Annotated in this window: 16 protein-coding genes and 1 pseudogene; 9 read left to right on the top strand and 8 right to left on the bottom strand. The window is 67.9% G+C overall.

Annotated elements, in window-relative coordinates; translation table 11 throughout:
* Positions 1–613 precede the first annotated feature (613 nt).
* The gene (locus tag OG912_RS37395; protein WP_327713231.1) at positions 614–973 is read left to right on the top strand and encodes a hypothetical protein; all 360 of its coding nucleotides are present in this window, start codon (positions 614–616) and stop codon (positions 971–973) included.
* A gap of 347 nt (positions 974–1320) precedes the next feature.
* Here the strand turns inward: OG912_RS37395 and OG912_RS37400 are convergent, their stop codons facing one another.
* The 7 genes and pseudogenes from OG912_RS37400 to OG912_RS37430 form a co-directional block, all read right to left on the bottom strand.
* Positions 1321–2145, bottom strand: a complete 825-nt coding sequence (locus OG912_RS37400; RefSeq protein WP_327713232.1) for an SDR family oxidoreductase — start codon at positions 2143–2145, stop codon at positions 1321–1323.
* A 99-nt stretch (positions 2146–2244) separates the two neighbouring features.
* Positions 2245–2706 (bottom strand): GNAT family N-acetyltransferase, encoded by a 462-nt coding sequence (locus OG912_RS37405; protein ID WP_327713233.1) that lies wholly within the window; start codon positions 2704–2706, stop codon positions 2245–2247.
* Between the two features lie 14 nt (positions 2707–2720).
* Positions 2721–4043, bottom strand: coding sequence for a UDP-glucose dehydrogenase family protein (locus OG912_RS37410; RefSeq protein WP_327713234.1), 1323 nt, complete (start codon positions 4041–4043; stop codon positions 2721–2723).
* 165 nt (positions 4044–4208) lie between these two features.
* Positions 4209–5501 (bottom strand): aminotransferase class III-fold pyridoxal phosphate-dependent enzyme, encoded by a 1293-nt coding sequence (locus OG912_RS37415; protein WP_327713235.1) that lies wholly within the window; start codon positions 5499–5501, stop codon positions 4209–4211.
* A gap of 83 nt (positions 5502–5584) precedes the next feature.
* Positions 5585–6841 carry a hypothetical protein gene (locus tag OG912_RS37420; protein WP_327713236.1) on the bottom strand — a complete coding sequence of 419 codons (1257 nt, stop codon included), beginning with the start codon at positions 6839–6841 and terminating at the stop codon, positions 5585–5587.
* Between the two features lie 9 nt (positions 6842–6850).
* Positions 6851–7078 (bottom strand): annotated as a pseudogene (locus tag OG912_RS37425) (NAD-dependent epimerase/dehydratase family protein); the annotation flags it as partial.
* Between the two features lie 85 nt (positions 7079–7163).
* The gene (locus OG912_RS37430) at positions 7164–7655 is read right to left on the bottom strand and encodes an ATP-binding protein (protein WP_327713237.1); all 492 of its coding nucleotides are present in this window, start codon (positions 7653–7655) and stop codon (positions 7164–7166) included.
* A 625-nt stretch (positions 7656–8280) separates the two neighbouring features.
* Between OG912_RS37430 and OG912_RS37435 the strand changes: the two genes are divergently transcribed.
* The gene (locus OG912_RS37435; protein ID WP_327713238.1) at positions 8281–9261 is read left to right on the top strand and encodes an XRE family transcriptional regulator; all 981 of its coding nucleotides are present in this window, start codon (positions 8281–8283) and stop codon (positions 9259–9261) included.
* Complete coding sequence (locus OG912_RS37440; protein WP_327713239.1) at positions 9258–9785, top strand: GNAT family N-acetyltransferase; 528 nt, start codon at positions 9258–9260, stop codon at positions 9783–9785. Before OG912_RS37435 ends, OG912_RS37440 begins: the two co-directional genes overlap by 4 nt.
* A 293-nt stretch (positions 9786–10078) precedes the next feature.
* Here the strand turns inward: OG912_RS37440 and OG912_RS37445 are convergent, their stop codons facing one another.
* Positions 10079–10288, bottom strand: coding sequence for a DUF6207 family protein (locus OG912_RS37445; protein ID WP_327713240.1), 210 nt, complete (start codon positions 10286–10288; stop codon positions 10079–10081).
* Positions 10289–10570: 282 nt separating this feature from the next.
* Between OG912_RS37445 and OG912_RS37450 the strand changes: the two genes are divergently transcribed.
* The 6 genes from OG912_RS37450 (at position 10571) to OG912_RS37475 (ending at position 20278) form a co-directional block, all read left to right on the top strand.
* Positions 10571–11146 (top strand): hypothetical protein, encoded by a 576-nt coding sequence (locus OG912_RS37450; protein WP_327713241.1) that lies wholly within the window; start codon positions 10571–10573, stop codon positions 11144–11146.
* 300 nt (positions 11147–11446) lie between these two features.
* Positions 11447–11926, top strand: a complete 480-nt coding sequence (locus tag OG912_RS37455) for a GmrSD restriction endonuclease domain-containing protein (RefSeq protein ID WP_443061066.1) — start codon at positions 11447–11449, stop codon at positions 11924–11926.
* A complete protein-coding gene (locus OG912_RS37460; protein ID WP_327713242.1) occupies positions 11926–12204 on the top strand; it encodes a hypothetical protein in 279 nt (92 codons plus the stop codon). The genes OG912_RS37455 and OG912_RS37460 overlap by 1 nt, the downstream gene beginning before the upstream one ends.
* 483 nt (positions 12205–12687) lie before the next feature.
* Positions 12688–13092, top strand: coding sequence for a hypothetical protein (locus OG912_RS37465; RefSeq protein WP_327713243.1), 405 nt, complete (start codon positions 12688–12690; stop codon positions 13090–13092).
* Between the two features lie 793 nt (positions 13093–13885).
* The gene (locus OG912_RS37470) at positions 13886–20044 is read left to right on the top strand and encodes a DNRLRE domain-containing protein (protein ID WP_327713244.1); all 6159 of its coding nucleotides are present in this window, start codon (positions 13886–13888) and stop codon (positions 20042–20044) included.
* A 75-nt stretch (positions 20045–20119) separates the two neighbouring features.
* Entirely contained in the window at positions 20120–20278 is a 159-nt protein-coding gene (locus OG912_RS37475; RefSeq protein WP_327713245.1) for a hypothetical protein, read from the top strand.
* Positions 20279–20494: the final 216 nt, after the last annotated feature.

Raw genomic sequence — 20494 nt, forward strand, 5'->3', positions numbered from 1 at the left:
GACGACCGCTTCGGGCTCATGGGAGACGCCCGTGGTGCCGAGCGGCCAGACAACGATCTCGGACCCGCAGCGGGTTACATGCCGCCAGGGATAGATCGTTTGGACGGCCTGCAGGGCTTCGTCGTCGAATTTCCCGGTGAGTCGAACGAGCGTGTGGTGCCGGACGGTGCTGTGTATGCCGGGCGGCCATGGTGGGCAGATCGACCGGCGCGGGGGAGTGCCGGCCGATTGACTGCTCGGCTCGCGCGTCGCAAGACGTTCCCGTGCGTGAATGGTTGACGGCGCCCGAGACATACAGATTCCCCATCTAATTGCGGCGGCATGGTTCTCTTCCTTCGATCATCTTTGCGCATGGGAACTATATCGTTGCGGAAGCGAAGTGCAAGGTTGGGTGACCATCACGCTCAAGTCCTGCACACCAGCCCCCCCACTCCGGGGAGCGACCCCTCAGGAAGCAACCGGGGCACGGCGCTTGGCGAGGCGGCCTCTGTGCCGTTCAAGCTGGGAAGACCGGTGTCAGCCAGGAGGGTGCTCTCCGCCAATCCAGCTGCGCGACGCCCGTCGGGCCCGGTTAGCGTGCCGACTCCGAATCGGAGAGACAAGGGGAGAGCGCTTGAGCGCGATCACCTACACCGTCGACATCACCTGGTCCGACGTTGAGGCGATTGAGCGGTTCGTAGGAGAACGCATCCACCTGCAGGTCGAGCAGTATCCGGCGGAAAGCCCGGAGGGTCGGACTGCGAGGGCGCTTGGTGCACTGGTGAGCGACTCGGTGTTGGATGCGAGCCTCGCGCTGGAGGTCGACGAACCAGCGATCACAGACGACAAGCTTCAGCTGCAGCACCAGCTGAAGGAAGCCTGGCGCCGTCTCGTAATGGCTTCACGGTGCTGGCAGACGGATCGCGGCTATCAGAACGACCGCTGGCGGACCGTCACCCACACGGACGCAACCTACGAGCGCGCCCTCCGTTGAAACGTCCCGGCTGCCGTGCAGGGTTCTACCCGGTGAATGCGGTTCATGAAGCCTGGGGAAGCCTCAGATGCTCCCCGTCAACCGTCGCCGCACGGGCGACTCGGGGGCAGCCGAGCGCACACGAGCCAGTAACCCCAGGGCGGCGACGCTCCGGAGCCAGCCAGGAAGCTCACATTCGCGCACGGCCGATCAGCCACATCGCGAGCTGATCGGCCAGGTGCACACACCTGCGCGCGCTCCTGACCTGACCGGTGGTTGAAGGCCGGAGGCCGTCCGCCGCGGTTGCCGAGTAACACGCGCTCACGTCAGATTCTACAAACAGGCACTCGTCGTTGGTCTGCTGTCGCTCAGCCCTGCAGGAACTCGCGGGCACCGCGCAGCGTGGTGCGCAATTGCCGCTGGGTCGTCTGGCTGTCGAGGCGTACGTCGAGAGCCCCGGGAACCGTGCTCTCTGCCCGCAGGCCGGCGCGCAGACGGGAGGCGTCGAGACCATCGCGCCTGGCAATGAGGACGCCGAGTTCGTGGCGGCTCAGGGCGTCGGTCCCGGCGAGATGGTGGATACCTGCTGCGTCGCTCGACGTCAGTTCCAGCAGCGCGGCAGCCAGGTCCGAGACATGGACCGGGCAGCGGATGTCGTCGGTGAACAGGGCGCAATCAACTGTGTCGGCGGCGAGTTGGTGCACCAGGCGCTCGTGCACGGATTGTCCGTGGCCGATGATCAGCGACGTACGGGCGACAACGGCCTTCGGGTGCACGACGAGGACCCCGGTCTCCGCCGCGGCCTTCGCTGCGCCGTACGGGGTGACGGGGTCCGGGAGACACGCCTCGTCGTAGTGGACTCGGCCGGCTCCGGAGAACACCGCGTCGGTGGAGACGTGCACCATGCGCGTTCCGTGCTTCGCAGCGACTATCGCGAGCTGGAGTGGTCCTTCCGCGGTGATCGCCCAGTCGGCCCGGCCGCTCGATGCGTTGATGACAACGTGCGGGTTCACCTCGGCCATGACGGCGTCCAAGTTTCCCGCGTCCCGTAGATCGAGGGGGCACCATGCGGTCGGGGAGGCGTCGCCCGGCTCGGTCGCGTACGTCGCGACCGTCGTGATCCCTGCCGTTGTCGCCTGCCGGACCAGCTCGGATCCCAGAAAACCGCTGCCGCCGACGATCAGAATTGTCATCTGCGTAACCGTAGCCCCGTGGGCCCCACGGCGAAGGCGGTCACCCCGGTGTTCGGGTGTGACCGCCTCTGCCGTCAGCATGCCTGGCAGCCCGGGCGACTACGCCTGTGGCTGCCAGACGTAGCGGACGTCGGGCTCGCGCTCGTCGTTGCGCTGCCCATCGGTGCGCTCGGCCTCGGTGAAGCCGTGCCGTTGGTAGAAGCGCCGGGCCGGGCCGTTGACCTGGAACGTCCACAGCAACAGGCCGTCCGGCTGCTGTCGCTTGGCCAGGGACATGAACCGGTCGCCGAGGCCCCGTCCGCGCCATTCCGATTCGAGGTAGAGCTGCTTCAGCTCGTCGCCTTTGAGCACCAGGAGCCCCACCACGCTGTTCCCGGTGACGGCCACCCAGGTGTCGTACTGCGGCACGAGCACGCGGGCGAACCAGTCCCGCACCTCGGCTTTGCCGTGTGCGCAGCGCACGGTTGGCAAAGCCGAGGCGTAGGAGCGCAGCCACACATCGGCTGCAGCGTGTGCGTCGGCGGCGTGGGCCCGGCGGAGGAGAACGTCGTCGCTGCTCATGGCGCGGGCCGGTTCTACTTCCCCGGACGCCCGAGCTGGTGGACGGTCCAGCCCGTCGCGCGCCAGGGCTCGGGGTCGAGGGTGGTGCGGCAGTCGACGAGGAGGGGGTTGGCCGGGCGGTCCACCAGGGCGTGGGGGTCGGCCTGCCGGTACTCGGGCCATTCGGTGGCCAGGACGACGAGTTCCGCGCCGTCGACGGAGGCCTCCAGGTCGTCGGTGTAGTCCAACTCCGGGTTGCGGACCATCGCCGTGGGCACGGCCTGCGGGTCGTGGACGGTGACGGTGGCGCCGGCCTGCTGGAGGGCCTGGGAGAGCGCGAGGGCTGGGGAATCGCGTACGTCGTTGGTGCCGGGCTTGAACGCGGCGCCCCACACGGTGATCCGGGTGTCCTTGATGGGGCGGTCGCCCAGGGCACGGCTGATGAGGCCGAGGGCGACGTCGGTGCGGTTCTCGTTGATCTCCTCGGCGGCGCGCAGGAGGGTCGCGGCCTGTTCGGCGCCGAGCTGCAGGGCGGATGCAGTGAAAGCGCGGACGTCCTTGGGGAGGCAGCCTCCTCCGTAGCCAATGCCGGGCCGCATGCCGCCGGCGCCGATGCGGGGGTCGATGCCGAGGATGTCCACAATCTGGGAGACGTCGCCGCCCGCAGCCTCGCACATGTCGGCGACGGCGTTGATGTAGCTGATCTTCAGGCCGAGGAAGGTGTTCGCGGCGCCCTTGGCCAGCTCGGCGGTCTGCGGGTCGGTGACGAAGATCGGAACGCCCGTGTCGATGATCCCGGCGTACACCGCACGGATCGCCTTCTCGCCCTCAGCGGTGGTGACGCCGGCGATGAGCCGGTCCGGGCGGAGGGTGTCCTCGACTGCGTGGCCCTCGCGCAGGAACTCAGGGTTCCACACGACGTCGACCTGGTTGCCGGCGGGGGCCAGGCGCTGCGCGAGGGCGGTGACCTGGCTGGTGGTGCCGACGGTGACGGTGGACTTCCCGACGATCGTGGACGCACGGTCGAGGTGGGGGGCGAGCTGGCGGATCGCGCCGAAGACCTGTGCGGTGTCGTAGGAGCGGCCGTCTGCGTCGATGGGGGTGCCGACGCCGATGAAGTGCAGCTCGGCGAATTCGGCGGCCTCGCGAATGTCGGTGGTGAAGCGCAGACGTCTGCTCTGCGTGTGGCGGGCGAGTAGCTCGGGCAGGCCGGTCTCGTAGATGGGGCATTCGCCGGCGTTGAGTCGATCGACCTTGGCCTGGTCGACGTCCACGCCGATGACCTCGTGGCCGAGCTCTGCCATCGCCGCAGCGTGCGGGATGCCGAGGTGACCGCAGCCGATCACGGAAACGCGCATTGCAGGTCGTCCTTGTCTGGTCGGGGGCACACCGACTTCGGTGTGCCCCCGACGCTATCGGTTGGCGAGTAGGGCCCAAGACGGGTTGCTCGCAGGTTCGTTGGAGTGTTCGATCGGATGACCGCGGATCCGGTCGAGGCGCCAGCTTTGAGGCGGGCCGGCGGTTCAGTTCACGGCGTCCAGCGCGCCGGACAGCACGGTCGTCAGGAACTCGATTTCCTCGTCAGTCGACGTCAGCGGGGGCGCGACGACGAGCCCTTCGCTCTTGGGGTCCCCGGCGCCAGTGAACGGGTAGAAGAACACGCCTCGTTCCTCCGCGGCCTTCATCACGGGCCAGAGCTGCCCCTGGGCGACCTCCACCCCGTAGAGGAAGCCTCGCCCGCGGATGTCCTTCACAGGCCCGACGCCGTTCAGCGACGTCATGGCCTCCCCGAGGCGTTGGCTGCGCGCTGCGAAGGCTGTGAAGTCCATCTCCTCCAGCTCGTCGAGGACGCCCAGGCACGCGGCTGCCATGAGGGGATGGGTGGCCATGGTGCCCATCGCGGGCAGCGGATCGGCGTCCTCATGCCGGATCCACCTGGCCACCTCGGGGGACACCAGCACCGCGCCGACGCTCGTGTATCCGGCGCCCAGCCCCTTGGAAAGGATCACGATGTCGGGCTCGCAGCCGTCCCAGTGGTGGCTGGCGAGCGGTGTGCCGGTGCGCCACATCCCGGTCAGGACCTCATCGTGGATCACGAGGACGTCCCGCTCCTGGCAAATCTCCGAGACCCGCCGGAGGTATCCGTCGGGCGGCACGAAGGCGCCACCGGTGGTCCCGTTGATGGGCTCGATCAACACCGCGGCAACGTTTTCGGCACCGCGGCGGTCGATCTCCTGTCCGATCTCGTCGGCGCACGAGACGTCGCAGTCGCGGTCTTCGTGGGCGTGCGTCGGCGGGTAGGGCGCTGGGAAGCCGGGGCCGAGGTCGAGGGCGTCCTCCGGGCGTGGCCTGCGGGCGTGGTTGCCGGCCAGGGCGAGGGTCAGCACCGACATCCCGTGGTAGCTCAACGTCGAGGTCAGAATGTCCCCGCGCCGCTTCCCGTTACGCACCCGGGTGATGTTGCGCACCAGGCCCACGGCCACCTCGACCCCGAGCGTTCCGCATGTTGTCAGCGCTACGGAGTCGTCGGGGCGGCGCACGGCGCGGCACAGACGCTCCATCAGTTCCATCTGGATGTGGGGCTGGACGACGGCGGCACCGCCGAAGGAGTAGCGGAAGAACTGCTTCTCGATCCGGGCGTGGACCTTGCTGCTGCTCTGGCCCACGTTGGTGCAGAGCAGTCCGCTCGATCCGTCGAAGATCCGGGTGCCGCCGACAAGGTGCAGCCAGGGGCCCTGTGCTCCCACGACTTCGAAGTCCGGCATGGGCCGGGATGACGTCAGCAGCCGCTCACGGTTGTGCGTGTACGAGTCCACTCTGGGGAATCCCTTCTCGGGTGTGCTCGCGGGGATGGGGCCGCGCACGAGTGCGGTGCGCGGCCCCGGGGGCGCCGCGCCGGTCAGGCGACAGGCCGGGCAGCAGGGACGTTCACGCCGAGCTGGGAGCACAGCTTGATGAGCGTGGGGATGGCCTCGGCCTTCACGATCACGTCGCCGTGCTGCGGGCCCTCCAGCGGATAGGGCATGTACTTGCCGAACTCCTCCAGACCTTCGGTGTCGATGAAGAAGACCTTCATGCCGCGCTCGCGGGCCCGTTTCTCGACCGACCGTCGGTCGGCGTGCAGGCCGACGACCAGGAGCGCCTTTGCCTCGGGGTGGAACGGCACGGGCGGGATCTTCTGGTCGTAGCGGCGCACGAAGCACTCGTCGAGGCCGGCCCGTGCGGCGAGCAGGTCGAAGTTGTGCTGGAGCACGGGGCCGACGAAGTGTCCGGCGTCGTGCAACGCCTTGAGCGCGTGGTGGGCGGCCGTCGGTTCGGCGAGGAAGCTGTCTCGGAACATTGTCACCAGCTCGTCGGCCTTCGCCGTGGCGTCGAGCAGCATCTCCCGCACGAGCGTGTCCTTCTGCGGGCTCAGGACGAACGGATGCGTGCCCTTCATGACGTTGTCGGTCCTGGTGGTGACCCGGTACGCCTGGTGCAGGAAGTGCAGCGGCGGGACGCCGGCCTCGACGCTCGTGCCGCAGCCGATCTCGACCTGGAACGGGAGGTGCTTGGACAGCGCGCTCAGGTCCTCGGAGTAGGTCGGGTTGCCACGCTCGTCCTTGATGCGGATGCCGCCCGCCAGCACGTTCCACGGCATCTGGCGCACGGTGCGCGTCACCGCGAAGTCCTCGGAGACGAACACGACGTCGAGCGAGGAGAACCCGGCCGGCGTGTCCCGCGAGGCTCGCTCGTCCTGCGGGTGCGTGTCGTACGGGGTGACAGTGACACGCAGGTCGCCCTTCGACCACATGGTGTCATCGACCTGCCGCCAGCCGCCCTCGGTGAGCCAGGAGCGGACGTTTGCGCGGTACTCGCTGATCTCGGCCCTTGGGGCGAGGACCGACGTGTACAGGTACAGGTCCGCGAGAACGAGTCGCGGCACCGGGAACGTGTAGTCGAGGTCGTACCGGTATCGGTAGTGCACGATGCGGCGGCGGCCCTGCTCGTCCTCGGACCAGCCGGACTGGACGGTGTTCGCCGGATCCTGCGTCCGGCGCCAAATGCCCTCCTCGATCGCCCGGGGCCGTTCGTGTCCGGCGCCGGCGAAGTACTTCTCCCAGGTTGTCACCTGGCTGGCATCGAGCTGTTCGATCACGGGATAGGGAAGGAACATCTCGTCCTCCTAGTGAGCTGTTGGAGTAGCGCGTGCTTCCGGGCTGGGCGCGGCTGCCATCCCGCTGCAACGCGGGGAGGCTGCTGGATGTGCGGTCGCGTGGCTGTGCTCGGAGGGCAGCATCCCGGGGCCGTGGACGTTGAAGGGCCGGATGATCCCGGTGTTCACTTTGAACTCGCGGCGGTAGGCCACGGTCATCGCTTCCAGGAACCGCTTGGCCTCCTGATAGCCGGACTGAACATGGCGCGGACGCGGGCGGTGAGATCCTGCATGTCGGTGGCCGGCACTCGGGCCGCAGGCATGTGGGGAAGGACGAAGGTGCTCATGCCCTCACCCCTGCCACTGCAGCACGAGGATGCTGTGACGTGCTGTCGGTGACGGCGGCCGGTGGAGGGACGTTGGCGAAGCCCTGGTGGGCAGGGAGCGAGCACCAGGTGGATGTGCCGTCGTCGCTCGTACCCCAGGCGTCGGACAAGGCGTCGACGAGGTGTAAGCCGCGGCCGTCCTCGTCGTCCAGGGCCGTGTTCCGCAGTTCGGGGGCCGCCGGGTTGCCGTCGCGCACTTCGATCACGAAGTGGCTGACGGAGAAGTACAAGCGCACGCGGATGTCGCCCCGACCATGCTGGAAGGCATTCGTGACGAGCTCACTGACCAGGAGTTCGGCTGTCTCCACCAGGCGAGGGTGGCGCCACGCCCGCAGCGACGTTGCGATGATCCGCCGGAACTTTCTCGGCCAGAGCGCTTCTGCTGCCGAGAGGCCACCGCTGTGGCCGGTCGGCGCCCGCCCGATGGACATGTCGAGGCCGATACGCACAGCGCGAGGGCAGGCGCTGGTCCGTACAGCAGTCGCAGTCATCATCATGCTGAGCCCTTCAATGTGTGGGTCCTCAAAGCACCGCGGTATGACCCGGAGTACCGGCCGCCATCGGTTGCACGGCGGCCACGGTCGCTCCCTCCGTCAGAGAACGACCGGCCCCGACGGGGGTGACAGGGCCGGTCTCCTCTTGGCCGCCGCGCCGGAGTCGACTCGGTGGCTGCTACTCAGTCAACGAGCCAAGGGAGAAGGGCGACAGGAAGAGTTCCACGTTCGTTCCCGCCCACTACCCGGAAGACTTTGCGTCTGCTTTACACGGCACCTGTCGCCAACGTGATGGCGGCGCTACTTTCGGTGGATGGATGCGAACCTGGCCCTGAAAGGCCAGATGAAACAACTGGGCCTCACCCAAGACGAGTTGGCGGACCAGCTCAACAAGGCCGTGCACGACATCACCGGGCGCCCGGGGGAAGTGTCGTCGCGCACTGTCCGCAACCTGCTCAACGGGTCCAGCCGCCGCCCAATCGGACGCACTTGCGCTGCACTTGAGCGTGTGTTCGGCTGCCCGGTGGCGGACCTAGGACTCATCGCACCCAGCTCCATGAACCACCCCCGGGAGGACCCCGTGCGGCGTCGACAATTCGTCCTGTCTACCGGGGCGGCCGCGGCCGCCCCCGTCCTGAAGCAACGCCGGGCCGTGGGGATGTCGGACGTGGCCCGCGCCTCAGCCGCCATGGACGCCCTGGTGGATGCCGACAACCGCACCGGCGGACACTCATCCCTGGCCGCCCGGGCCCTCACCGAACGAGCCAAGCTGCTGGAACTCCAGCAGCGCAACGCCAGCGACCGGGTCCGCCGCGCCGTCTACGCGCTCGCGGCCGAGTACACCAACGCCGCGGTCTGGTCCTACATCGATCTGCGCGACCTGACGTCGGCGCAGAAGCACCTTCATGAGTCGTCAACGTTCGCCGGTCTGTCGCAGGACCCGCCCACGGGTATGCGCGTGTGGGTCCTCATGGCCATGCTCGCCTACCAGAAGAAGAACGGGCCGGAGGAACTCGCAGCGGCCCAGGCCGCCAGCGCATCCCCCGCGGCCCGCAGAGATCCTCTCTTCGGCTCCATGGGACGCGTTCGTGTTGCCCTGGCGTACTCCTCACTGGGAGAGCATGCGGCCGCCAGAAGGGCACTGGAGTCAGCGCAGAGCAGTCTCCGCAAAGCGCCAGAGGACGAACGCCCACGATGGACCGACTTCTACCAGCCGGCGGAACTCAACCACCTCTCGGCCGGAATCCTGAACCGGCAAGGAGACCCTGCCACCGCAGAGGCAATGGCCCATCGCGCCCTGGCCACGCTGCCCCCAGAGTTCCAGCGCAACCGCGCCATGGTCACCTGCGAGCTGGCGCTCGCCCAGCTACGGCAAGGGGAGCCCGAACAGGCCACGACCACCGCAGCCACAGTGTTCGCCACCATGAAGGGAGCCCCGTTGCCCGGACGGATGCGCACCCTCATCGGAGACTTCCACCGGGACCTGTTCCGGCTGGCACCGTCCACCAGGTACGCCCGCGACTGGGCAGACCGCATGCGAGATGAATGGAGTCAAAAGTGACCAGGGTGACCGACCTGCGGCACTACGTCCACGGAAGCCTCCCCGACGACTTCAAGCAGATGCTGATCGACGTGCACGCCGACTCCTACGCCGCGGCGATGGACGACGAGTTCAACCAGAAGTTCCCCTGGTTCGTCGACCACTGGTCGGGCATGGAGGGCTTCACCTGCGTCGTCGCCTTCGACAACGACGAGCCCACCGGCTTCGCCTACGGCGCCCCGCTTCAGCGGGGTCGGGAATGGTGGCGCTCCACCGGGTACAAGCCGAACACCGGCTACACCTCGACCTATGCCGTCTCTGAGGTCATGGTGCGCCCGCAGTGGCGCAAGCAGGGTGTCTCAGACCTTCTGCACGAAGCACTCCTGAAGGAACGCGACGAGAGTCTTGCCGTCCTCCTGGTCGACGCAACCCACCCGAAGGTCCAGGATCTGTACGAGGCCTGGGGCTACGTGAAGGCCGGTGAACAGCGGCCGTTCGCCGATTCCCCGCTGTACGCCGTCATGGTGAAGAGCCTCCGCTGGTGACTACTAGTACTCCAGCCGGACTTCGGTGTATGTCCTGGTCAACGGCTTGACCGTGGGGATTTTAGCTGGATGGTGCCGGGTGAGGGGCGGGTTCGCCCGGCCTGTCTCACGAACGGATGACCGCGCCGTGAGTAGTGACAGCGGCGAGCCCGGGCCTGGTGTCGGCGGCACCATCGCGACCGGGTCATTGATGGGGCCGAGGATTCCGAGCACATGAATCGCATCCACCGCCGGCGAGGTGGTCAGCAACACCGTTGGCATCAACGGTGACCAGCGGCCAGGGCCGGCGATCATTAGGGCTCGGTGGCGTGGCGCCGGGTGTCCGCGTAGATCCGGGCCCGTACCCCGGGCTCGCCGGGCATGCGGCGGGTGGCGGTGATTCCTGAGGTTGCCCAGTGCTGTTCGAGGGAGGCCATTACCAGGCGGGCAGTTGCTTCGTCGGCGGCGGTGATGTCGAGGACTACCAGGCCGTCTTGGACATGCTGCGGATCGATGGGTTCCATGCCAGTACGACGAGCGGCCCGCTGCCGGGTTGCGCCTGCTGGGAGGGTTACGTCCGTACGAGCGACAAGGACGCCCCCGGACACCCGGACTCGCTCTGCAGAAGTCGACTCTGCTCCCACGAAGGAGCACGGCCCCAGGCGCTGGTAGGGCACCTGCTGGCGTCCGCGGTCAGTCAGAGGATCTGGCGTTCACTACTTCGAGTGTTCACTGCTCACCACGGGTCCGTCTGGGGCATCGTCGGGAGCGTCGTTGTATCCGGGCGGGGGAGTGAGGTGGGTGCGATGTGGCAGACCGAGGAGTTCGGCGCAGCGCATGAAGGCAGGCCGGGCGTGGTCCTGGATGACGGGTCGGAGCCGAAGCCGGTCTACTTCGATACGGGCAGCGGCGGTCACGTGCATGAAAGCAGTGACTGGTGGATCTACGACGGGACGCTGCGCGCACCTCTGGCCACCCAGCTGCGGGCCTCGTGTGCGTGCGGATGGCGCGGCAAGCCCCGTTACCCGCTGGACTGGAACCTGGTGGACCGCCGCGACCCGGATCTGTTCGACACCTCCGGCCCCGAAGGGGACTGGGACCGGCACGTCGCGGACGTCGAAGCGCGCGCCATCCCGATCCCCGAGGACCTGGTCGCCCTCCTGGACCAGGTCGAACAGCGCCTCGACTCCCTGGTCGACGACGCCCCCCTCGCGGCCCTGCGGGCGATCAGCCGCCTGGAACGCGTCGTCGCCGACGCCGCCCGCACGGCAGCATTCCACGCAGAGGCCGACCGGCAGGAGAGATCCACGATCGGCCCAGGCCTCGGACTACCCGAACACGAAGCCCGCCAACGTCTCCTCCGCTACACCCTGAGCCGCTGAAGGAGCCGCCCCGGTCAGCATCCTGTACGGCACGCCCACGCATGAGTGACGATGCCCTCCACGCGGATAGGGTGCCGCTATCTCTGACGCATGATCATTTCTCGTTCATGGCTGCGCACTGCGGTAGCTGCTGCTGTCACACTCGCCGGCGTGTCTGCCACCCTGGCCCCGGCGTCGGCTTCCGCACCGGCCGCCTTGCCCCGGTCCGTGCAGGCTCCGTCGCGGACGATGCCCGAGCCTCCGCCTGTCGGTGTTGCCCGTGGTGAGCTCGGTGAGCTGCATGTCGAGGCGCCACATGCGATGACTGGATACAGCCGGGCGAAGTTCCCGCACTGGGCCACACAGTATGGGCAGTGCGACACCCGCGAGGTCGTTCTCCAGCGCGACGGACAGGACGTCGTCAGGGACGACAAGTGCCGGGCCGTGGAGGGCATCTGGTACAGCGAGTACGACGGCAGGACCTTCACCGTCGCCGGCCAGCTCGACATCGACCACGTTGTCCCGCTGGCCGCGGCCTGGCGGGCCGGCGCCGATGAATGGGACACCAACAAGCGCAAGGCGCTTGCCAATGACCTGGTCCACTCCCAGCTCATCGCGGTTTCCGCTGCATCCAACCGGTCCAAGGGCGACCAGACGCCGGACCTGTGGAAGCCCCCGCTGAAAACGTACTGGTGCACTTACTCCCGAGCGTGGATCGACGTGAAGCACGTCTACAGCCTGAACGTCACCGCACCGGAGAAGACCGCACTGGAAGAGATGCTCGACACCTGCGAGATCTGATGCCTTGCCCCGGCCCGGCCGTGTGCCAGGGCCAGGTCACCGCCGGGCCCGGCGGGGCGATGACCGACGAGGCGGGCGTCATCACCGGCGACCTCACCGTGCGTACCGCCCGTCTCGCTGACCACCGCGTCAGCGTCACCGTCCAGTACACCGGTGCCGAAGAGCGGTACACCCTCACCGGCAGCCCCACCGCCGTCCCCGCCGATGGCCTGGAGACCTTTCACACCGCCGTCCTGGCCGCTATCGCGCTCGGCGCCGAAGCGGTAGTCCCTCAGTAGGAGCCCCCTTACGGCGGGCAGACGAAGTTCGAGGCCCGTTCGACGCAGGACCATAAACGACAAGCTCAGCGAAGTAGCGGTGCGCGGCTCTGCCCTGGCCGAGGATCCGGGCCGCCTCGTCGGCGCGGCCCACGCGCTCCAGCACGAGGGCCTGGAGCATCTGGGCCTCCCACAAGGGGGTCGCCCCGCCAGCCCCCGTCCCAGACTTGCCGTGCGTTGTCGGCAGCGGGGCAATCAGCTCCAACAGCCGCCTTCTCATCGTCACCGAGCACGCTGAAGTCGACGTCCAAGCCGGCGTCGTAGTCGTCGGGGGTGATGCCGAGGCCATGGGCAAAGTCCTTGCCGAACCGCTTGATGTGCTCGCTCAGACACCCTCCCTCCCCGCTCCGTCCCCGCCTGCACCTTCACCTGCCCCATCTGCACGGTCCGCGCGGCCGGAATGGGACTGGGTTCGGCTCCGGGCTCGAACTACGCTCACTCAGCATGGCCCAGACAACGAGGCACATCGCGCGCTTCCTCGGAATGACCGCGGCGGTCACCGGTTTGGTAGCGCTGCCGGCAAGCCCTGCCACAGCTGATGGCTGCAGCGGGTGGCAGTGCGAATGGAACTTCTACGCCAATCAGATCCAGGTCGACAACGGTCCCAACGAATCCAACAACCAGTCATGGGTGTGGGTGTACGACGGCAATGCCGATGGAAGTGCCATCGGCGCCTACATTCAATGGAAGAACAGCCTGTCCTACTCCGACCAGATCGACGACAACGGATCCGGCAACTCGGGGAAGGCAGAGACCCACACCGAGGACGTGTTGCGGGTCAAGTTCTGCTTCTACAAGAACGGGGTGCGTGTGGACTGCGAGGACGGGCCGTGGCGATACGCGTCATGACGGGCCCCGACTGGGGCCCTTGCCATCTGTCGATGATCCGTTCTGAGCCGGCCTGCAAGTAGAGCAGGGGCTGTGCTCCCCTGAGCACAGCCCCGACGGCGCAGACCGGATCTGCCCCATGCCCGCAGGCAAGGTCACCCGGCGCGCGTTCCGTGAGGTGACGACGGGTCCGGAAAGCTGCCTTGGTCCCAAAGGCGCCCGTTCCACTGCGCACCAGCCGATGACGCCCGACCATCCGGACCGCAGCCCGCGGGACGGTTCAGGTGGCGGGGTCCGACTCGCGGAGCTCCGGCTGCGCAGTGTCCTCCCTGGCGGCCGGCCGCGGCGTGCGCGGCTGACCCGACTCCCCGGGCGGGAGAGCACACGAGAAGCACAGAACACGGTATCCGGAATGCGCCATTCCGATTGGATATTCCACCAAGACTTAGTCAAGTCCTCCACATATCACTCGACGACAGAAGAAAGCACCAAAAAGCCTTCATTTACCAGCTTTTCGCTCCTGCCTCATGAGCACGCAAGCCTCTGGATGCCTGCGCCCCGGCCGTGTCCGCGTGAGCTTCTTACTCCCTCCATGAGATCTCCATACCAAGGCTTGACCTACATCGAAGATTGGGAAGCGACTCCGCTGTGCGTTGTGGAAGATCTCCTGGCCCCCAGGTGGGGGCATCCCCTTCTTCACATGCAGGAGCCTTGGATGAGTCGTGCACGCTTGAGAGCGTGGCCGAGATCGTCGCGTTCCCGGATACCACGGGTATCGGGACGCTTGCGGCAGGTCGCCGGTGTTGTGTCACTGGTGTTGTTGGCCGAAGCTGCCTTGTTGGTGGAGTCGACCGGCACGGCGGTGGCGGTGGGAGAGCCCGCCGCGGCCGACACATCGGCGACCCAGCCCGCCTACGGTGCGGCGGAGGCGGCGGACGAGGCCTCGGCGGTGTTGATGGCCCGTCTGCAGAACCGCAGGATCGAGGTGCTGTCCGAGCGGGGTGCGGACTCCACGACGTGGGCACTTCCCAGCGGTGCGCTGCAGACTGAGGCTTTCAGCGGGCCGATCCGTGTAGAGCAGGACGGGAACTGGCTGCCCATCGACACGGCGTTGACTGATGCGGGTGCGCAGCTGGAGCCGAAGGCCGCGGCTGCTGAGGTGGCCATGTCCGACGGCGGCGACACTGCACTGGCCTCGGTGAGTCAGGGCAAGACCACCTTCGGTCTGGGCTGGGCCGAGAAGCTGCCGACCCCTTCGATCAAGGGATCGACGGCCGCTTACGATCTGGGCGGCGGGCAGACCCTGAAGGCGACTGCACTGGCGCAGGGCTTCTCAGAGAACATCTCGCTCGCCGCTGCCCCCGCCGACGCGGTGTCCTACCGCATCCCGCTGAGACTGGACGGGTTGAAGCTGTCGCAGGCCGCGTCCGGGCATCTGCTGCTCAAGGACGCGGATGGGAAGTTGGTGGCCGAAGCGCCGGCGCCGATGATGTGGGATGCGTCGAAGAACCCTGCCTCGGGCGAGTCGGACCACCGCATGACGGTGGACACGAAGATCGAGACGGGGACGGACGGCGGTCAGACGCTGGTCCTGACCCCGGATGCCGACTTCCTGGCACGTACGGATCTGACGTACCCGGTGACGGTGGACCCGACGTCCACGCTGGCGGCGACGACTGACACGTGGGTGCAGACCCCGGATTACCCGGACTCTCAGCAGGGCTCGGCGGAGCTGAAGTCGGGCACTTATGACACGGGCACGAACAAGGCCCGCTCGTATGTGAAGTTTGACGTGGCCAAGTTCGCCGGCAAGCACATCATCGATACGAACCTGGCGCTGTATTCGTTCTACTCCTCGACCTGCGCCACGACGGGTGCGGGCACCGAGGTGCGGCGGATCACCGGCAGCTGGGACTCCGCGGCAATCACCTGGGGCGCGCAGCCGGTCACCACGGCCACCGGCGCGGTGGTCAACAAGGCGGCGCTGGGCTACGACTCCTCCTGCCCTGGCGGCACGATGAACTTCGACATCGACGCCATCGTGGCCGCCTGGGCCTCCGGCTCGGCCAACTACGGCCTGCGGATCGCCGGCGCGGACGAGACGGACCCGTACACCTGGCGGCGCTTCCGCTCGGCCAACTACATCTCCGGTGACAACTCGGCAGAGCCCCATCTGACGGTCACCTACAACTCCTACGCCACCAACTCGGCCCCGGCGGTCTCGCCGTCGCAGCTCAACGCCTACAACGGCCACCGCTACGTCACCTCGCTGACCCCGACACTGTCGGCGAAGGTCACCGACGCGGACGGCGGCAACGCGCAGGCTCAGTTCGAGGTCACCACCGACCCGGCCTACACCGACGCCGCCTACAGCTATACCGCGCTGGGGAAGTCGGTAAGCTCGGGCTCCACTTCCACTCTGGCAGTGCCGTCGGCAAATGCTTTCCCGGTCGGCTCGCATCTGCGCTACCGGGTGCGCGGCTATGACGGCACGGACTACGGCACCTGGTCGGGCTACTCGACGTTCGTGATGAACACCGGGCTGCCCGCCGCGCCGAGCATCTCGTGCCCGGACTACCCGCTGAGCACCTGGTCGGCGAAGGCTTCCGGCGCGGTCTCCTGCACCCTGGACACCACCTCGACCGACGGACAGGGCTACAAGTGGGGCCTGGACGACCCGGCAATGGCCAAGCGCATCGACGACACCGTCAATGGCACCGACGGTGACCCGCTGACCATCAGCATCACCCCGGGCGACGGCTGGCACACGCTGTACGCCAAGACCATCGACTCCGGCGGCAACCTGTCCGCGGCCACCACCCAGTACTCCTTCGGTGTCGGCGCCGACGGCGCCGCGCTGCTCAGCCCGGGTGACGGCGACCGTCCCGCCCGCCGCGTGGCACTCTCGTCCACCGGCAAGCCCACCTACACCGGTGTCACCTATCAGTACCGGCGCGGCGAGACCGACGCGTGGACGAACGTGCCCGTGTCGGATGTCACCAAGAACGCCGACGGCTCGGCCATCGCCGCGTGGCCGCTGGCCGCCCCCAACGGCGCCCCGCCGGCCCTGGCATGGAACATCACCACCAGCCTGGCCGAGGACGGGCCGGTCGATGTGCGTGCCGCCTTCACTGACGGAACTACCACCGGCTATTCCCCGGTAAGCACCATCACTGTGGACCGCAACGCGGGAACTGCTCCATCCGATGAGGTCGGCCCGGGCTCGGTGAACGACCTGACCGGTGACTACACCCTGTCTGCCACGGATACGTCCGCGTTCGATATGAGCGTCTCGCGCACGGCCTCTTCCCGGAAGCCGGCCGCGGGTGCGGACGCGGAGGGCCAGGCGGCCATCTTCGGGCCGCAGTGGACCTCGGGCACCAGCGCTGAGCTGACCGATTCCGAATGGGGCTACATCCGCAAGACGTCGGACACCTCTGTGGCCCTGGTAGACGTCGGCGGAGACGGAATCGGCTTCACCGCCACCGCCAGCGGAGGCTGGAAGGCAGAACCCGGCTCCGAGGACCTCACGCTCACGGGAAGCCTGAGCGGCTCGTTCACGCTGAAGGACAACGAGGGCACGACAACCACGTTCACCAAGGTGGACCCGGCGGCGACCACCTGGCAGGTGTCGGCCACCTTTCTACCCACCAGCAACTCCACCACGACCGTGATCTCAGAAAAGGTTGTCTCGGGCGCCAAGACACTGGCCCGTCCGAAGTACATCATCGCGCCCACCTCGGCGGCCACGGCCTCGACCTGCCAGACGACACCCTCCACCAAGGGCTGCCGGATGCTGGAGTTCATCTACTCCACCGCCACCACCGCCACCACCGCCACCACCGGTGACTTCACCGGCCAGGTCAAGGAACTGCGCCTCTGGTCCACCGACGCCGGTGCGTCCGCGGCAACGTACAAGGCCGTACAGACGTACCAGTACGACGATGCCGGGCGCCTGCGCAAGGCCTGGAACCCCCAGATCACCCCGTCGCTGATCACCGCTTACGCCTACGACAGCGCGGGCCGGATCGCCACCCTGACGCCGCCCGGCGAGGTGCCGTGGACGTTCTCCTACGGCACCGCCGGTAACGCGGCCACTGCGGGCGCGGGCATGCTGCTGGCGGCCTCCCGGCCCACTCTGCAGCACGGTTCGCAGTCGCAGACCGACGGCGGCAGCGCCACCACCTCGGTGGTCTATGACGTGCCGCTGAGCGGGACGAAGGCGCCCGCCTCCATGAGCGCGTCGAGCGTCGCGGCCTGGGGTCAGAGCGATGCACCGACGGATGCCACCGCGGTCTTTCCCGCAGACGCCGTACCAGCTGCGCACGACGGCGCCGCCCTGAGCGCCACCTCCTACGCACGCGCCGCAATCTCCTACGCGGACGCCTCTGGGCGCGAAGTCAACACCGCCACCCCCGGTGGTCACCTGTCCACCACGGAGTACGACCACCTTGGCAACACGGTGCGCGAACTGTCCGCTGGCAACCGTGAGCTGGCGCTCGCCACTGGCGGGCCGGACCTGCAAAAGCTGACCCTGCTCGGTATCAACGGCTCATCCACCCCAGAACGCGCCGAGCAACTGTCCACTACCCATCTGTTCTCGGCCGACGGACTGCGCGAACTGGAGTCCGAAGGCCCGCTGCACCTGACCACCCTGACCGGCGTCCTGAAGGCCGGAGCTGGCGGCACAGACCTGCCCTCAGGCAGTGAGATCCCCGCCCGCCAGCACACGGTGACCGCCTACGACGAGGGCAGGCCGACCGACGGCAGCGCCACAGTCGCCGACCGGCCCACCACCGTCACGATCGGCGCACACGTCGACGGCTACCCGACGGACGCCGATACCCGCAGCTCCAAGACCGGCTACGACTGGATCAAGGGACTGCCCACCTCCACCACCGACGACCCCATGGGGCTCAGCCTCACCAAAACCACCACGTACGACAGCCAGGGCCGGGTCACCAAGACCACCCTGCCCAAATCGTCCGGCACCGACGCCGGCGCGACACTCACCACGTACTACGCGGCGACCGGCACTGGCGCCTGCAACGGCCGACCCGAATGGGCCGACCTGGTCTGCTCCACCGGCCCAGCCGGCGCAATCACCGGCGGAGGCGCCAACCCCACCCAGCTGCCCACCAAGACCATCGAGTACGACCGGTGGGGCAACACAGCGAAGGTGACCGAGACCGCCAACTCCGTGACACGGACCACGACCACCACCGCGGACAGTGCCGGTCGGCCCACCAAGGTCGCCGTCACCGGCGGAGTGGGCGCGGCGGTGCCGGACTCCACCACCGCCTACGACCCGGCCAGCGGTGACATCGCCACGGTTACCTCGAACGGCAAGACGATCACCCACACCACCGACCTGCTCGGCCGGGAGATCGCCTACAACGACGGGGCGGGCAACACCGCCACCACCGAGTACGACAACCTGGACCGACCGGCCAAGGTCTCCGACTCGGCCCCGTCGACCACCACTTACACCTACGACACCGCCAAGGACCCGCGCGGCCTGGAAACCTCCCGTACCGACTCGGTCGCCGGCACCTTCGCCGCCGCCTACGACGCGGACGGCGATCTGACCACCGAGCAGCTCCCCGGCGGCTACACCCTGGCCACCAGCCAGGACGAGACCGGCACGGAGACCTCCCGTGTCTACACCCGAGACAGCGACGGCCAAGTCGTCGCCTCCGACACCGCCGACCACTCCATCCACGACCAGACCGTCGCTGACACCAACGCCGCAGGTGAGGCCTATGTCCGCGGCTACAGGTACGACAAGCTCGGCCGCCTCACCCAGACCGACGACACCGCTCCCGACGGCACCTGCACCCGCAGGAGCTACACCTTCGACAACAACACCAACCGCACGGCCCTGGCCACGGCCACCAGTGCCGCCGACGCGGCCTGCACCTCCACCGGCGCGACCAGCACAAGCAACACTTACGACAGCGCCGACCGCCTGATAGCCACCGGCACCACCTACGACGCCTTCGGCCGCACCATCACCCAGACGTCCGGCGCCACCATCGGCTACTACGCCAACGACCTCGTCCAGCAACAGACCTTCGGCACCAACCGGCAGACCTGGAACCTGGACGCGGCCGGCCGCCTCGCCACCTGGACCACCGAAACCAACAGCGCCGGCACCTGGACCCAGACCGGCGCCAAGACCAACCACTACGGCAACGACACCGACAGCCCCGACTGGACCGCCGAGAACACCGGCGGCATCCGCAGCCGCAATGTGCAGGGCAGTGGCGGTGACCTGGACGCGGTCACCAGCGCCACGGGCGACACCGTCCTGCAGCTGTCGGATATCCACGGGGACACGGTTGTCCAGCTGCCGCTGGATACGACAAAGGCCCCGACCGCCACCTCGTACGACGAGTACGGCAATCCCGAATCCGCGTCCGCCACCCGCTACGGCTGGCTCGGCAGCAAACAACGCTCCAGCGAAACGGTCACCGGGGCCACCCTCATGGGAGTGCGCCTCTACGACCCGACCGCCGGTCGCTTCCTCTCCACCGACCCGGTCCTCGGCGGCAACGCCAACGCGTACGAATACTGCAACGGCGACCCGGTCGACCGATTCGACCTCGATGGAAGATGGTGGCATTTCCGTAGACTGGTCCGCAGGGCGGGCCGGTTCGTCGCCCACCATCAGACACTGGTCTCCTACGCCCTCGCGGGAGCGTGCTCCTTCGCAACCGAAGACTGGGGAGCTCCCGCCTGCGCGGCAGGTGCGGGAGCCGTGACGGGATGGATCTCCTATCGCTACGGTCACAAGCGCCGGAGCCGTCATATCGGTGGATACTGGGCCAGCAGCTGGCGCGGAGCCCGCGACGGGCTGTACGGCTACGGCGCCGGCCGCACAGCTCACTACACCCGCCGCGCGAGAACCGTATGGCGATCCGCGAGGCATTGGTGGCGAGGCCGCTACACGCATGTCTGGCCCCACTACTAACCGAAGGGAAGGCTTCGCATGTTCCGTGACCCCCGTGTCCACACCCGCAAGTGGGCTGCACGCCACCCTCTGGGTATGGGACTGGTCGTCGGGGCGATCTTCTACCTGGTGGAAGTCATCGCGACCGGAGACCTCCTGGGAACGCTCCCCTTCGCAGCGGTGATCGGGGCCATTTTCTGGGTCACCTCTCTCGGTGAGCGGCGCCGCAGGAAGAAGCACCACCTGCCGCGCTGACCGGGCACCACGCGATACGGGTGTGAAATCCGCACCCGTATCGCGCGTGCCCCCCCTCGTCCGGGCACCGCTCGCGATGCCCCGCGCCCCATTCACCCTTGCACCGGGGCAGGGGAACCCGAGCGTCACGCGGCCACGCGTCCCCCTGCCCGGTCACCGCAATCCCCACGGAAATCTCGTGCGTAAATTCGTCGCACCTATTCTTCTCCTGCCCGT

Source organism: Streptomyces sp. NBC_00464 (assembly GCF_036013915.1).
Lineage (GTDB): Bacteria > Actinomycetota > Actinomycetes > Streptomycetales > Streptomycetaceae > Streptomyces.